The sequence below is a fragment of the Pseudomonas sp. MWU13-2862 genome (assembly GCF_023242495.1).
Classification (GTDB): domain Bacteria; phylum Pseudomonadota; class Gammaproteobacteria; order Pseudomonadales; family Pseudomonadaceae; genus Aquipseudomonas; species Aquipseudomonas gingeri_D.
Window position 1 is genome coordinate 97,635 of sequence record NZ_JALMEZ010000009.1, and the last position, 14,816, is coordinate 112,450.

The 14,816-nt window shown below is 62.4% G+C and carries 16 protein-coding genes; 12 read left to right on the forward strand and 4 right to left on the reverse strand.

The genetic code is table 11. The annotated features are described in order from the left end of the window. Nucleotides 1-141 precede the first annotated feature (141 nt). From M5C56_RS17445 to M5C56_RS17455, 3 genes are all read left to right on the forward strand, one after another. On the forward strand, nt 142-843 hold the full coding sequence (locus M5C56_RS17445; RefSeq protein WP_103494679.1) for a 2OG-Fe(II) oxygenase: 702 nt from the start codon (nt 142-144) through the stop codon (nt 841-843). 105 nt (nt 844-948) lie between these two features. Beyond that, nucleotides 949-2,013, forward strand: a complete 1,065-nt coding sequence (gene ada / locus M5C56_RS17450; protein ID WP_103494678.1) for a bifunctional DNA-binding transcriptional regulator/O6-methylguanine-DNA methyltransferase Ada — start codon at nt 949-951, stop codon at nt 2,011-2,013. A gap of 154 nt (nt 2,014-2,167) precedes the next feature. Beyond that, nucleotides 2,168-3,097 (forward strand): AEC family transporter, encoded by a 930-nt coding sequence (locus M5C56_RS17455; RefSeq protein WP_103494677.1) that lies wholly within the window; start codon nt 2,168-2,170, stop codon nt 3,095-3,097. 4 nt (nt 3,098-3,101) lie between these two features. Here the strand turns inward: M5C56_RS17455 and M5C56_RS17460 are convergent, their stop codons facing one another. After that, nucleotides 3,102-3,662 (reverse strand): helix-turn-helix domain-containing protein, encoded by a 561-nt coding sequence (locus M5C56_RS17460; protein WP_103494676.1) that lies wholly within the window; start codon nt 3,660-3,662, stop codon nt 3,102-3,104. 102 nt (nt 3,663-3,764) lie between these two features. On the opposite strand from M5C56_RS17460, the gene M5C56_RS17465 reads away from it, so the two are divergent. Then, nucleotides 3,765-4,553, forward strand: coding sequence for an SDR family oxidoreductase (locus M5C56_RS17465; protein ID WP_103494675.1), 789 nt, complete (start codon nt 3,765-3,767; stop codon nt 4,551-4,553). A gap of 70 nt (nt 4,554-4,623) precedes the next feature. On the opposite strand, the gene M5C56_RS17470 is transcribed toward M5C56_RS17465, so the two are convergent. Then, nucleotides 4,624-5,517, reverse strand: coding sequence for a DMT family transporter (locus M5C56_RS17470; RefSeq protein WP_103494674.1), 894 nt, complete (start codon nt 5,515-5,517; stop codon nt 4,624-4,626). A gap of 145 nt (nt 5,518-5,662) precedes the next feature. Here M5C56_RS17470 and M5C56_RS17475 point away from each other — a divergent pair, with 145 nt between their 5' ends. Both M5C56_RS17475 and M5C56_RS17480 read left to right on the forward strand, forming a co-directional pair. Next, entirely contained in the window at nt 5,663-6,100 is a 438-nt protein-coding gene (locus M5C56_RS17475; RefSeq protein ID WP_100943811.1) for an Lrp/AsnC family transcriptional regulator, read from the forward strand. Between the two features lie 240 nt (nt 6,101-6,340). Beyond that, entirely contained in the window at nt 6,341-7,396 is a 1,056-nt protein-coding gene (locus M5C56_RS17480; RefSeq protein ID WP_103494673.1) for a permease, read from the forward strand. 14 nt (nt 7,397-7,410) lie between these two features. Here M5C56_RS17480 and mnmH read toward each other — a convergent pair whose 3' ends face one another. Further along, nucleotides 7,411-8,508 (reverse strand): tRNA 2-selenouridine(34) synthase MnmH, encoded by a 1,098-nt coding sequence (gene mnmH, locus M5C56_RS17485; protein WP_103494672.1) that lies wholly within the window; start codon nt 8,506-8,508, stop codon nt 7,411-7,413. Next, nucleotides 8,508-9,542: a selenide, water dikinase SelD gene (gene selD / locus M5C56_RS17490; protein WP_103494671.1), complete on the reverse strand. Its 1,035-nt coding sequence runs from the start codon at nt 9,540-9,542 to the stop codon at nt 8,508-8,510. The genes mnmH and selD overlap by 1 nt, the downstream gene beginning before the upstream one ends. 215 nt (nt 9,543-9,757) lie before the next feature. Between selD and gltP the strand changes: the two genes are divergently transcribed. The 6 genes from gltP to M5C56_RS17520 all read left to right on the forward strand — a co-directional run bounded on the left by gltP (nt 9,758) and on the right by M5C56_RS17520 (nt 14,796). Next, nucleotides 9,758-11,083, forward strand: a complete 1,326-nt coding sequence (gene gltP, locus M5C56_RS17495) for a glutamate/aspartate:proton symporter GltP (protein WP_103494670.1) — start codon at nt 9,758-9,760, stop codon at nt 11,081-11,083. Nucleotides 11,084-11,133: 50 nt separating this feature from the next. After that, on the forward strand, nt 11,134-11,973 hold the full coding sequence (locus M5C56_RS17500) for an AraC family transcriptional regulator (RefSeq protein ID WP_103494669.1): 840 nt from the start codon (nt 11,134-11,136) through the stop codon (nt 11,971-11,973). Between the two features lie 100 nt (nt 11,974-12,073). Then, the gene (locus M5C56_RS17505) at nt 12,074-12,982 is read left to right on the forward strand and encodes a PhzF family phenazine biosynthesis protein (protein WP_103494668.1); all 909 of its coding nucleotides are present in this window, start codon (nt 12,074-12,076) and stop codon (nt 12,980-12,982) included. After that, nucleotides 12,972-13,481 carry a RidA family protein gene (locus M5C56_RS17510; RefSeq protein WP_177143788.1) on the forward strand — a complete coding sequence of 170 codons (510 nt, stop codon included), beginning with the start codon at nt 12,972-12,974 and terminating at the stop codon, nt 13,479-13,481. The genes M5C56_RS17505 and M5C56_RS17510 overlap by 11 nt, the downstream gene beginning before the upstream one ends. 57 nt (nt 13,482-13,538) lie before the next feature. After that, complete coding sequence (locus tag M5C56_RS17515; protein ID WP_103494666.1) at nt 13,539-14,372, forward strand: AraC family transcriptional regulator; 834 nt, start codon at nt 13,539-13,541, stop codon at nt 14,370-14,372. A gap of 46 nt (nt 14,373-14,418) precedes the next feature. Then, nucleotides 14,419-14,796: a cupin domain-containing protein gene (locus tag M5C56_RS17520; RefSeq protein WP_103494665.1), complete on the forward strand. Its 378-nt coding sequence runs from the start codon at nt 14,419-14,421 to the stop codon at nt 14,794-14,796. Nucleotides 14,797-14,816 lie beyond the last annotated feature (20 nt).

The following is a 14,816-nucleotide window of genomic DNA, read 5'->3' on the forward strand; positions in this document are numbered from 1 at the left end:
ACACAGCCCCTCTCGGGCAAAGAAACTGCATCGTTCCATGTCTGCCGCTACCCGGAAAATTCAACCGCAAGAGTCGGAGTGTTTAGCCCCAGCGGCCTTTCTAGACTGCAAGCCTCACCGGATATGCCCCGAGGCAAGCTCATGCACACCCGAATACAATCACTGGATTGGCCGGCGATCCGCCGCGACCTGGACCAGCAAGGCAACGCCCTGTTGCCCAACCTCCTCAGCCCCGAAGAATGCCTGGAACTGGCCGCCCTGTACCCGCACAAAGCGTCTTTTCGCTCCCGGGTCGTCATGGCCCGCCACGGTTTTGGCCAGGGCGAATACCAATACTTCACCTACCCGCTTCCGCCACTGGTCCAGCAGCTTCGCACCACGCTCTACCCGCCTCTGGCAACGATTGCCAATGACTGGAACGAGCGCATGCAAATAGCCGGATCGTTTCCCGAAACACACCAGGCCCTGCTCCAACGTTGTCATGACGCCGGCCAGCAACGCCCCACCCCGTTGCTACTGCAATATACAGCCGGTGACTACAACTGCCTGCACCAGGACCTGTATGGCGAACAGGTGTTTCCATTGCAAGTGGCCATTCTTCTGTCCCAACCGGGAGAAGATTTTACCGGCGGCGAGTTCGTCCTCACCGAGCAGCGCCCACGCATGCAGAGCCGTCCCCAGGTGGTCCCGCTGAAACAGGGCGACGCGGTGATCTTTGCCGTGTCCCAGCGCCCGGTTCACGGCACGCGGGGGTTCTATCGCGTAAATATGCGCCATGGCGTCAGCCGCGTGAATGCAGGCCAGCGGCATACCCTGGGCATCATCTTTCATGACGCCACCTGACATCCCGCTCACAGTCAGTAGAATTCAACCGCAAGACTCGGAGTTTTCCTGTCTCGCAGCGCCCCTAAGCTGAGCGAGAACTGAATCTTCCGACAGGAGAACACCATGAATACCTCGACCCAAGGAAACTCCATGGAACAGGATCCGCGCTGGCAAGCAGTACTGACACGGGACGCCAGCGCCGACGGCAGCTTCGTCTACGGCGTCAGAACCACGGGCGTGTACTGCCGCCCGAGCAGTGGCGCGCGTCGGCCCAATCCGGAAAATGTCGAGTTCTTCGATACCCCCGAGCAGGCCGAAGCTGCCGGCTACCGGCCAAGCCGGCGTGCCGCCGCCGACCAGACGTCGATCAACGAGCAACACGTGGCCCTGGTGACCCGGGCCTGCCAACTCATTGAAACGTCCGACACCCCACCCTCACTCAATCCCCTGGCCGAACAGCTGGGCCTGAGCCCTTTTCACTTCCATCGGGTCTTCAAGTCGGTCACCGGCCTGACACCCAAGGCCTACGCCACCGCTCATCGCGCCGGCAAACTACGGGCACAGTTGGCCCGGGGCGGCTCGGTCACCGAGGCCTTGTACGAAGCCGGCTTCAACGCCAGCAGCCGGTTCTACGAATCGTCCAATGGCGTGCTGGGCATGAAACCCAGCGACTATCGCGCCGGCGGTACCAACACCGATATTCGCTTTGCCATCGGCGAGTGCTCGTTGGGGGCAATCCTGGTGGCCCAGAGTGATCGCGGTGTCTGCGCGATCCTGCTCGGTGATGATCCGGATGCCCTGGCCAAGGACTTGCAGGACAAGTTCCCGCAGGCGCATTTCATTGGCGGCGACGCCGCCTTCGAGCAACTGATCGCCAAGGTGGTGGGTTTTATCGAGGCCCCGGCCATTGGCCTGGATCTGCCGCTGGACCTGCGCGGTACAGCTTTTCAGGAACGGGTCTGGCAGGCACTGCGCAACATTCCAGTGGGCAGTACCGCAAGTTATGCCGAGATCGCACAGATGATCGGTGCGCCGAAATCCTTCCGCGCCGTGGCCCAGGCCTGTGGCGCCAACAGCCTGGCCGTGGCGATTCCCTGTCATCGGGTGGTGCGCAGCGACGGTAACCTGTCCGGTTATCGCTGGGGCGTGGAACGCAAACGGCAGTTGCTGGATCGGGAAGCGCAATAGGTGCCACAACACAGGGTGTGCGGCGCTCCAACGCCGCCTCACCCCAGGCAGCACCCAGGCTCGAATCCCTCGCCCCGAGAATAAAGATTGCAGGCTAACGATCTCCGCCTTTACCCTTCCCCACCCGCCTACCACCAAGGCTTCAGCTTCAATAATGTCCTCCGTACTAAGCGTCCTGCTGCCCATCTTTGCCCTGATCCTGGTCGGCTTCATCTGCCGTCGAACCAATCGACTGGGCCCCAACGCGGCTTCCGAGATCAACCGCATGGTGGTCTGGCTGTGCCTGCCGGCGCTGCTGTTCAAGACCACGGCGACCGCGACCTGGGAACAGATCTGGCACCCGGGATTTGTCCTGGCGTTTACCCTCAGTACCTTGGCGATGTTTGTCCTGACCTTGTTGCTACGCTGGCGCAAGTCCGGGCATTTTGCCGACGCGAGCATCGATGCCCTCAGCGCGTCCTACGCCAATACCGGGTATATCGGGATTCCACTGTGCGTGATGGTGCTCGGCCAGAACGGCCTGGAGCCGGCGTTGATCGCCTCTTTGCTGGTGGTCTGCGTGCTCTTCGGACTGGCCCTGGTGTGTATCGAGATCGGCTTGCAGACCGAACGCCAGGTGCACCGGATCGTCTTCAAGGTGCTGCTGGCCCTGGCGAAAAATCCGCTGGTGGTTTCACCCTTGCTCGGCGCGCTCTGGGCCTGGGGTGGAGCACCGTTGCCGGCGCCTTTCGAGAAGTTTCTCAGCCTGCTGGGCGCCGCCACCATTCCTTGCGCGCTGATCTCCCTGGGGCTGTTCCTCGCCCACAAGCAACAAGGCCCACGCCAGGGCGCGACAATGCTGGTGCTGATCAAGCTGATCGCCCACCCGCTGCTGACCTGGCTCCTCGCCTTCAAGGTGTTTCATCTGCCGCCGCTTTGGGCCAATTCGGCGCTGCTCTTGAGCGCGCTGCCCACCGGCACCGGGCCCTTTATGCTGGCGGAGTACTACAAGCGCGAAGCCTCGGTGGTGTCGAGCACCATCCTGATTTCCACCCTGGGATCACTGGTGACACTGTCGATCTGTCTGTATGTGATCGGCAACTGAGGTCCTAAGCCTCAGACGCCGCCTCTTGCGTCAGTAACCACTCCCGCGTGTCGCTGAGCACCTGGTCGGCCAACTGCGGGTCATCACAGACCCGCGCCAACACCATGGCGCCGACCATCGCGGCCCAGCTTCCAGTAGCGGCACGGCGTTTTTCCTCGACCGTGGCACCCACCATGGCCTGGCTCAAACTCTCGATCTGACGGCGAATACTCCCGGTCATCTGCGCCCGCGCCTCGGGGGCCTGACGGCTGGTCTCCGATGCCAGCCCGGCCATCGGACAGCCACCGGCACAGTCCTTCAAATGTGCGGAACTCAAATACTGCGTGACATAACCCGCCACGTTGGCGCCCGCCGGCACCGCCGTCGAAAGCACATGGGCCAGGGACTGGGCCACCAGATCGTCCTTCGAGGCGAAATACCCGTAGAAGCCGCCATGGGTCAGCCCCGCCGCCTTCATCACCTCCGACACGGTGACCGCCTCATATCCCTTGGCGCGAAACAGCCGACTGGCGGCTTCGAGGATATTGCGCCGGTTCTCTGCCACCTGCTCGCGACTGACCTTCATTGGAAACCTCCGGTAATAGGCTTGACAGTATACATGACAGCTATCATATTTACTAAACATGACAATGGTCATGAATAAATCAACCCGCTGAGGATTACCGTCATGACAGTCAAACCCGCCGTTCTGATCACCGGCGCTTCCACCGGTATCGGTGCCGTGTATGCCGATCGCTTTGCCAAGCGCGGCCACGACCTGGTGCTGGTGGCTCGGGACAAGGCCCGCATGGACAGCCTGGCCGAGCGGCTGCGGCAGGAAACCGGGGTTTCGGTGGATGTGGTCCAGGCCGACCTGACCGATGCCGGCGATCTGGCCCGTATCGAAGCTCGGGTTCGCGACGACGACAAGATAGGCATTCTGATCAATAACGCCGGGATGGCCGGAGCCGGGACTTTCCTGGAGCAGGCGCCTGATGCGGTGAGCCAGGTCATCAACCTCAACATCACCGCCCTGGCCCGCCTGACCAGTGCAATCACCCCGCGCCTGGTCCAGGCCGGCACGGGGTCGATCATCAACGTCGCGTCGGTGGTCGGCCTGGCGCCGGAACTGCAGATGACGGTCTATGGGGCGACCAAGGCCTTTGTACTGTTCTTCAGCCAGGGGCTGAATATCGAACTCGGTGGCAAGGGCTTGTATGTGCAGGCCGTCCTGCCGGCCGCCACCCGCACCGAAATCTGGGAACGCTCGGGCAAGCGGATCGAGGACCTGTCGGCGGTCATGGAAGTCGATGATCTGGTGGATGCGGCGCTGGTGGGCTTTGATCGCCGTGAAACCGTAACCATTCCACCGCTGCCCGATGAAGGCCAGTGGCAAGCCCTGGAAGCCGCTCGCCTGGCGATGCTGCCGAACTACATGCAGGTCCTGCCGGCGGCGCGTTATCGCAATGGTGCCTGAGGTCAGCGTCGCGCCACGATAGCCCGTCGTACTCTAGAGCCGGATCTTCTGATCCGGCTGCTCCAAACCCTCAGCGCACAAGCACCCGCTTGAAGCCCAGCGTCCAGCCTTGTTGCATCCCTGCCGCCGCCAGCAGAATGGCAATCACCCCGACCCACTGCACCAGCACCAACTGGTGACCGAAGGCGAACCAGTCGACGAAGATCGCCGCAATCGGGTAGATAAAGGACAGCGCCCCGGTCATGGCCGTCGGCAATTTCTGGATCGCGCCATACAGCAGCACATACATCACCCCCGTGTGCACCACCCCCAGGGTCAGCAAGCTCCCCCAGGCACTCGCCTGCTGCGGGAACGCCGAAATATGCGCCCAGGGCGCCAGCAACAGTACCCCGGTGCAGACCTGGACCAGGGCGATCAGGTGCGGCGGTGTCCCCTTCAAACGCTTGATGATCAACGCCGCGATGGCATACAACAGCGCCGCCGCCAACGCCAGGCCGATACCCAGCAGATACTCGCCGCCGCTCTCTCCCGGCTGCCCGTGGGCACTGACAATCGCCAGCATCCCGACAAAAGCCAAACCCAGCCAGAACAACTTCTGTGCGGTGATCTTCTCACCGAGAAACAACGCCGCCAGGCCCACCAGCATAAACGGCTGGACGTTGTAGACCGCCGTGCCGATGGCAATCGAGGCCCGGGAATAGGAGGCAAACAGCAGCACCCAGTTACCGACGATCGCCACGCCGCTGAGCACCGCCAGCAGGAAGGTGGTGCGGGTCAGGATGCCCGGGCGCAGAAAGCCCATGACGGCGCAGATCACCAGCAAGGTCAGTGCACCGAACAGGCAGCGCCAGAACACCACGTCCAGCACCGGCTGGCCGGACACCAGCACGAACCAGCCGATGGTCCCCGAGATCAACATGGCCGCGACCATTTCCAGCGAGCCACGATGCAGTGATGTGTTCATGAATGAGTTCCTCTGAGTCAGCCTTGGACAGATGGCAAAAGTATGCCCATTCCTCCAGCCGCTTCTCCAGCGCCAGAAATAGGCTAGACTTTGCTTCTGCCTTTCTTATCAAGGTAATTTTAGCGATTGACCTAACGAGGCCGCCATGACTGACGAAATCGACCACCTATTGATCAGCGCTCTGATGAGCGACTCACGGCGTTCACTCAAGGCTCTTGCGCAGGTCAGCGGGCTGTCCTCGCCCAGCGTCGCGGAACGCTTGCGCCGGTTGGAAGAACGCGGCGTGATCAAGGGCTACACCGTCGATGTGGAACCCAAATCCTTCGGCTACCTGTTGCAGGCCATCGTGCGTATTCGCCCCCTGCCCGGCCAGTTGCAGGAAGTGGAACGACAGATCCAGGCGATTCCCCAGTTCACCGAATGCGACAAGGTCACCGGCGACGATTGTTTTATCGCCCGTTTACATGTCCGCGATATGGAGCAGCTCGATACGCTGCTGGACCGACTCAACCATCACGCCGAAACCAACACCGCCATCGTCAAGAAGACACCGATCAAGCGCCGCTTGCCGCCGATGACCTGAGATAATCCGTTCAACCCCGCGCCTCTGCGCAAAAACACAACGCGTCGTCGGGAAATACGCCATCAAACAGGTCGCCATACGGACTTGAAATGGCGGAGGTACACACTCGGCACGCTATAAGAAATCGCCCACGCCCCGATAGGCCGAAACCTTCAACACACGTGGGGGCCCAACGGCTGGCGAAGGCCCACCGCTGGGTTATCATTCACCCATCACCCCTTATCCATCGGATACCCTCCCATGCCCACTCTTACCCAAGCCGCCCCCGCCCGAGGCTGGTCGCTCTGGTGGAAACCATTGCTGTTTCTCGCCGTCGCCGCCATCGGCCTGTACTACGTCAAATGGTCGCCCTATTACGCCAAGGCCTTCGTCGCCGCCGACAGCCACAGCATCGGCGCCTCGATCATCAACGACAACCCGGCCTCGCCGGTCGCCGCCGCGCTGGCCTACGCCCAGGTGTACTTCCTGGCGATCTGGAAAGCCGCGGTACTGGCAGTGATCCTCGGCTCGCTGCTGCAAGTGCTGATTCCCCGCGACTGGCTGTTGCGCCTGTTCGGGCGCGCCGGTTTCGCTTCGACCCTGCGCGGCGGGCTGTTCGCCCTGCCCGGCATGATGTGTTCGTGCTGCGCGGCACCGGTAGCGGCCGGGATGCGTCGACAGAACGTCTCGGTGGGCGCGGCGCTGGCGTTCTGGATCGCCAACCCGGTGCTCAACCCGGCGACCCTGGTGTTCATGGGCTTCGTGCTGGGCTGGGGCTTTACCGCGATCCGCCTGGTGGCGGGCCTGGTGCTGGTACTGGGGGTTTCGCTGGTGGCACAACGGGTCGCCCGTCCGGAAACCTTGCCGGAAGCGGCGGTGGAAGCCGTGGTCGATGCCAGCAGCCCGGACCAGAGCAGCTTTATGGCACGCTGGGGCAAGACCCTGTGGCAACTGTTCTGGACCACCATCCCGATCTATATCCTGGCGGTGCTGTTGCTCGGTGCGGCGCGGGTCTGGCTGTTTCCCCATGTGGATGGCGCCATGGGCAACAGCCTGCTGTGGCTGGTACCGCTGGCGATTATCGGAACCTTGTTCGTGATCCCGACGGCGGCCGAGATTCCCATCGTGCAGACCATGATGACCCTGGGCCTGGGCACCGCGCCGGCAGTGGCACTGCTGCTGACCTTGCCGAGCATCAGCCTGCCGTCGCTGCTGATGCTGCGCAAGGAGTTCGACGCCAAGGTGCTGGTGACCGTGGCGGTGCTGACGATGCTGGTGGGTGTGGTCAGCGGGCTGGTGGCCATGCTGGTCTTGTAAGACGCACTACCCACTCAACGTCTTTGGCGGCGGCTCCTGAGATACTCCAGCACCGCCGCCTGCTCCCCGGCAAACTCGATCCGCTCGCCTTTGCTTTCACGCTGGAAGGCGTACATCGGGTCGTAATATTCGTTCAGCAAACCTTCGATCCAGCCCCGGTGCAGCTCCACCGCACCGCTGCGTTCCTGCTCCTCCAGCGCAGCCTGCATCAAGGCCTTCATCCGCTGGTGTCGCTCGCCACCAAGGCGCTTGTGGATGTTGTCCAGACTGCCCAGCAGTCGCTCGGCAAACAACCGGAACCCCTGATCGGCATACACCGCGACGAATTCCGCGCAGAGATCAACCACATAGTCCCGCAGGATGCGCTCGACCCGGCTCTCCAGGCTGTCTTCAAGCCAGACCATGGGAAACCGTTGCATCCCCTGGAACAGCGTCAGTGGCAAGGCACAACGCCCGACCATGCGGCTCTCATCCTCCAGCACGAAGGATTCGATGCCCCGGTCCTGCTTCTTCAGCAGGTCCACGGCCAGACGGTTTTCAAAGTCGATATTCGACGGCTGGCCGGTAGCGCGCTTGCCGAAGCTGGAACCGCGATGGTTGGCGTGCCCCTCCAGGTCCAGGCTGTTTTCCAGTTGAACGATCACATCGGTCTTGCCGGTGCCCGTCATGCCCCCCAGCAAGACGAAGTCCGCCTGGGCCACGGCCAGCTCAACGGTCTGCATCAGAAAGCTGCGCATCGCCTTGTAGCCACCAGCGACGCGCGGAAAGTCGATCCCCGCGTCGCGAAGCCACTGCTGGACAATCTGCGAGCGCAGCCCGCCACGAAAGCAATACAGCACGCCGTCGGGATGGGCGCGGGTGAAATCGGCCCAGGCCTGGAGCCGGGCCGCCTTGACCTCGCCGCCCACCAGTTGGTGACCGAGGACAATCGCGGCCTGCTGCCCGTGCTGCTTGTAACAGGTGCCCACTCGTTGCCGCTCGAGGTCGGTCATCAGCGGCAGGTTGACCACCCCGGGAAAGGCGCCCTTGTTGAATTCGACAGGCGCCCGGGTATCCATCATCGGTGTGTCATTGAGAAACAAACTGCGGTAGTCGGTGATATCACGGGACATCAATACACCTCTACCGCGTGGCTCTGTCGCTCCACCAGTTGGCCGATGGGCTCAAGCTCCAGGCCCAGTTCGGCAGCCACGGCGAGGAACTCGGCCTCGCCTTCGGCGCTGACCGCCACCAGCAGCCCACCGCTGGTCTGCGGGTCGCAGAGCACGCGCTTGTGCAATTCGCGCAGAGGCCCGACCTTGCTGGCGTAGCTGTCGTAATTGCGCAGGGTACCGCCGGGCACGCAGCCCTGATCCAGGTAATACTCGACGGCCGGCAGACGCGGCACCTGCTCATACACGATACGCGCGGTCAGGCCGCTGCCATCGGCCATTTCCACCAGGTGACCCAGCAGGCCGAAGCCGGTGACGTCGGTCATCGCGGTAACCCCCGCAAGCTTGCCGAAGCGACTGCCGGGTTTGTTCAGGGTGCACATCCAGTCCCGGGCCACGCCGACATCTTCGCTGCGCAACTTGCCTTTCTTTTCCGCGGTGGTCAGCACGCCGATCCCCAGGGGTTTGGTCAGGTACAGTTTGCAGTTGGCCGTCGCGGTGTCGTTGCGCTTCATATGGCGCTTTTCCAGCAGACCGGTCACCGCCAGGCCAAAAATCGGCTCGGGGGCGTCGATCGAGTGACCGCCGGCCAACGGGATACCCGCCGCGTCGCACACCGCGCGCCCTCCACGAATTACTTCACGGGCGATTTCCGGGGCCAGCAGGTTCACCGGCCAGCCAAGAATGGCGATGGCCATGATCGGATCGCCACCCATGGCGTAGATGTCACTGATGGCGTTGGTGGCGGCAATCCGACCGAAATCGAAGGGATCGTCGACGATCGGCATGAAAAAGTCGGTGGTGGAGACCACGCCACGCTCTTCATCGATGGCATACACCGCGGCATCGTCACGCGAGGCATTGCCGACCCAGAGTTTCGGGTCGAGGTTCTGCGCGCCACTGCCGGCCAGGATCACTTCCAGCACCTGGGGCGAGATCTTGCAACCACAGCCGGCGCCGTGGCTGTACTGGGTCAGACGAATCGGTTCGCTCATCGGTACACCTCAATCCGTTTCAAATTCCATCGAGTTTAACAGAGCCATCGACACCGGGCCCGGATCAGACATGGCCCAATCGTGAGCTTGCCCGGCCCGATTGGCGCTCATGCCCGGGGATTTGCGGCTCAACATCGAGCTGCCCCACCGGCGAGCCATTGCCCGCCTCCCCGGCCCCTGTATCGACCTCCAACAAAAACGGGAACCCTCCTACCATGAACAAGGCAAAACTGAGCCTCGCCTGGCAGATCGTCATCGGTCTGCTGCTGGGCATCGCCGTCGGCGCGCTCCTCAACCACTCCAGCGCGGACAAGGCCTGGTGGATCGGCACAGTCCTGCAACCGGCGGGCGACCTGTTTATCCGCCTGATCAAGATGATCGTCATCCCGATCGTGATTTCCTCGTTGATCGTCGGTATCGCCGGGGTCGGCGACGGCAAGAAACTCGGACGCATCGGTTTCAAGACCTTGCTGTACTTCGAGATCATCACCACCGTGGCAATTATTGTCGGTCTGGTCCTGGCGAACCTGTTCCAACCCGGCCATGGCATCGACATGAGCCTGCTGGGCACCACGGACATCTCCCAGTACGAGAAAACCACCAACGAAGTGCAGGCCAACCACGCCTTTATCACCACCCTGCTGAACCTGGTGCCGTCGAATATCTTCGCCGCCCTCGTACGCGGCGACATGCTGCCGATCATCTTCTTCTCGGTGATGTTCGGCCTCGGTCTGTCGAGCCTCAAGGACGAACTGCGCCTGCCCCTGGTCGGGGTGCTGGAGGGCGTCTCGCAAAGCATGTTCAAGGTCACCCATATGATCATGCGCTACGCCCCGCTCGGGGTTTTCGCCCTGATTTCGGTGACTGTGGCCAACTTCGGCTTCGCCTCGCTGTGGCCGCTGGCGCGCCTGGTGACCCTGGTGTACGCCGCCATCGCATTTTTCGGCGTGGTGGTGTTCGGGCTGGTGGCGCGGATCTGCGGCTTCTCGGTGTTCCGACTGATCCGTATCCTCAAGGCCGAACTGATCCTCGGTTTCTCCACCGCCAGTTCGGAAACCGTGCTGCCACGGATCATCGAAAAGATGGAAGCCTTCGGCGCGCCACGGGCCATCAGCCGTTTTGTGGTGCCCACCGGCTATTCCTTCAACCTCGACGGTTCGACCCTGTACCAGAGCATTGCGGCAGTGTTCATTGCCCAGTTGTACGGGATCGACCTGTCCCTCGGTCAGCAGATCACCCTGGTGCTGACCCTGATGGTGACGTCCAAGGGCATCGCCGGGGTGCCGGGAGTGTCATTCGTGGTGCTGCTGGCCACCTTGGGCAGCGTCGGCATTCCCCTCGAAGGCCTGGCGTTCATTGCCGGCGTGGACCGCATCATGGACATGGCCCGCACCGCGCTGAATATCGTCGGCAATGCCCTGGCGGTGGTGGTCGTGGCGCGCTGGGAAGGCCTGTACGATGACGCGGCGGGCGAGCGTTACTGGCAATCGCTGTCGCGGCCGCAAGCGGACGACGAGCAGGCGTTTGTCCCGGCGCGTTAACGGATAGACTGACGCGAGACATCTGAATCATCACGCTGGAGGTCGATCCCATGGCGCATTTATCGCCCAAGCTCAGCAGCATGTCCCCCGACGTGTTCCGCTTCGAGATCAGCGAAAGCACAGGTTATGCCCAGGACTGGCACGCCCACGACTGTCATATGCTGCTGTTACCGCGCCAGGGTGGATTGTTTCTGTCGACCGAAAGCCACACCAATGCGCTCCATGTCTCGCGCCAGGCCTTTTCCCTGGTGCCGGCGGATTTTGCCCACTCGACCCAGGCCGCCCCGGGCCGGGAGAAACACGTGGTGCTCTACGTCGACTCGCACTACATCAATCACCAGGGTCGGCTCGACGGCTACCAGGCCTTTGCCGAACAGGCTGATCGTTCGGGGATCTGGCAAGGCAGCGAGACCCTCGACAGCATCCTGCGCCTGCACGACCAGCTGGCGTCGGGATGCTCGGCCGAAGCCTTCCAACGCCAGGTCCCGCACCTCAACCACCTGCTGTTCGAAGAGTGCGCCCGACTGATTGCCCGCCAGCAACCGCCGACGCAGCACAGCGATAGTCAGCGCAATGCCCTGCTGGTCCGCGATATCCAGCGCTATGTGCGCGAACACCTGCAGGACGAGCTGAATGTCGACCTTATCGGCTATCAGTTCCACCTGTCGCGGCGCCACCTCACCCGCCTGTTCAAGGCCTGCACCGATGAAACCCTGGTGGATTTTACCAATCGCACCCGGGTCGAAACCGCCGCCCAACTGATCTCCAGCAGTTCCCTGTCGATCCTCGAGGTCAGCCTGGCCGTGGGCATCGATTCGCCTTCCTACCTGGCGCGCCTGTTCAAGCGCTACCTGGGCCTGGTGCCCAGCGACCTGCGCAAGCCACATTGAGGTCATGGCCCAAACGTTCGCTTGCAGGACCCGATCCACCTAGAACCTGTCGCTGTCCGTTGCCAGAATCGACCTTATCCACCGTGTCGTGAGGTCAGGTATGAGTGATGTACAGGTTGTAGAAGTCTTCAAATCGAAACAGGGCGGCGGCAACCCCGCCCCCATCGCCGTTGCGGCCGACGGCCTGAGCGCCGAGCAGATGACCGCTATCGCCCGCGCCTACGGCCATGAAAGCGGCTTTGCCTTCACCCCGCAGGATCAGGCCAGCCACGACTACCATTTCCGTTTCTTCGTCCCCCTGCATGAAATGAGCATGTGCGGCCACGCCACCATCGGCACCGTCTGGCTGCTGCAACAACTCGGCAAGCTCGACCGCCAGCAGCTGTCCATCCAGACCCAAAGTGGCACCGTGACCGCGCATATCCAGGGCAAGCCGGGTGATGACGCTTTTATCGAGATTTCCCAGCCGGCGGGCGTGGTGAGCAAGGTCGAGGATGCCGAGATACGGGCACGGATCATCGAGGCCATCGGCCTGCAAGCGGACGACATCCTCGACCTGCCGTTCCTGAACGCCGCCACCAGCCGCATCAAGACCCTGGTTCCGGTCAAGACCCCGGCCCTGCTGGATGCCGCGCGTCCCGACTCGCCGCGCATCAAGGACCTGTGCGAGCAGATCGACTCCACCGGGCTCTATCTGTTCTGCCCGCGCCCGGATATCGCCCGGCAGTTCGACAGCCGGCAATTCCCCAAGGCCTCTGGCTACCCCGAAGACGCCGCCACCGGCATCGCCGCCACGGCCCTGGCGTTCGGTTTACTGGAATACGGCATGATCGAGGCCGATGAACAACCGATCCTGGTGCATCAGGGCCGGGCCATGGGTCGGCCCTCCGATATCTACGTGCGCCTGGACCTGGACGCAGGCAGTGCGCAGCCGGTCGGTTGTTATGTCGGTGGCTACAGCGCCTTTGCCGCCGAGCAGCAACCGGCGGGAGAGCGGCATGAGCACTGAAAACCGCCAATGGCTGCCCTTCTCCGAGGTCCGACAACCGTTCCAGGCATTGCTCTGGGCGGTTTACCACGAGGCGCCGCACAGCTTCGTGGTCCCGACACACTTCAAATTGAGCGTGCGTGACGGCAACCTGCTGTGGGTATCGGGCCAGGTGCCGCGCTTCAACCATGAGATTCGCCACACCGGGATCGTCGGCCAGGATATTTCCCTGGAGCAGGCGCGGGAAGCGGCGCGGCTGTGCACGGCGAACTTCCTGTCGATTGTCGCCGCCGCCTGCGATGGCGACCTGGAACGTGTCGAGCAGATCGTTCGCATCACCGGTTATGTACGGGCCCCCTCGGATTTCGGTGCTCAATCCGAGGTGATCAACGCGGCCTCCGAAGTCCTGGTCCAAGTCTTCGGCGACCGTGGCCGACATGCGCGCTCGGCCATCGGCGTGCAGTCCCTGCCAGGTGGCGCGGCGGTGGAGATAGAAGGTGTGGTTCGATTGAAGGATTAAACGGCGTTTTCCTTTACCATTCGCTTACTTCGGACGGTAAAGGGAGCACCAGGCCACATGGATCAGCGCACAGCAATCACCGACTGGGTCCGGCGGGCGCCACAATCCAGCCCGCTGGAGCGTATTGAAGCATTCTTTTCCGGCCACGGCTTCGACCCTCATCGCCACGACACCTACGCCATCGGCTGCACCTTGTCCGGCGTGCAGAGTTTCAAATATCGCGGCAGCCAGCGCCATAGCCTGCCCGGCGGTACCTTGGTACTGCACCCGGACGAGGTGCACGACGGCGAGGCCGGGACGCGGGATGGCTTCAAGTACCGCATGGTCTACGTGCAACCCTCCTTGATCCAATCGGCACTGGGCGGGCAGCCCCTGCCCTTTGTTCCAGGCGGTATCAGTCACGATCCGCGCCTGCGCCGGGCCACCGAAGCCCTGCTGCGGGGCATGGACAACGTCCTTGATCCACTGGAGGAGGAAGACGCGCTGTTCGACCTGGCCCAGACCCTGAATGCGCTCTGTGGCGCACCACGCCAGCCGCGAAGCTTCGATTACCAGGCGGCGGAACGGGCTCGAGCGTACATTCACAGCGCCCTGGATCGCACGGTTACCCTAGATGAGCTGGCCGAACACAGCGGGCGTGATCGCTGGAATCTGTCACGGGACTTCCGAATGCTGTTCGGCACCAGCCCTTATCGCTACCTGAGCATGCGCCGCCTGGACCTCGTCCGGTCATTGCTGGTTCAGGGTCGATCACTGGCCGAGGCGGCGTTGATCGCCGGCTTTACCGACCAGAGTCATATGACCCGCCAGTTCGGCAAGACCTTCGGTCAGTCGCCGGGACGCTGGCTGAACATGCAGCGCCTGCACAATCGTACAAGCGGTCGACACTGAAATGCAGCTAGGCTGGGTCTTAGTCATCCGCTCAGAGGTCCAGCCCATGAATACCCCGCAAGCCCTTTCACCCATCAATTTCGCGCAGAAACTCGCCCTGTTCGATGACAGGTGGAAACCCCGGGTCATTGCCGAAATGAACGACTATCAGTTCAAGGTGGTGAAGATCGAAGGCGATTTCGTCTGGCACTCCCATGCCGATACCGACGAGACATTTATCATCCTCGAAGGCGTGCTGCGCATCGACTTTCGTGATCGCCAGGTGCATCTGGCGGCCGGCGAAATGCTGGTGGTGCCCAAGGGTGTCGAGCACAAGCCGTTTGCCGAGAAGGAGGTCAGGATGCTGCTGATCGAACCACGGGGGGTGGTCAATACCGGAGACGAAGGCGGGGAAATGACAGCCAGTAACGACGTCTGGGTTTGAGGTGTCCTGTGGGAACTGGC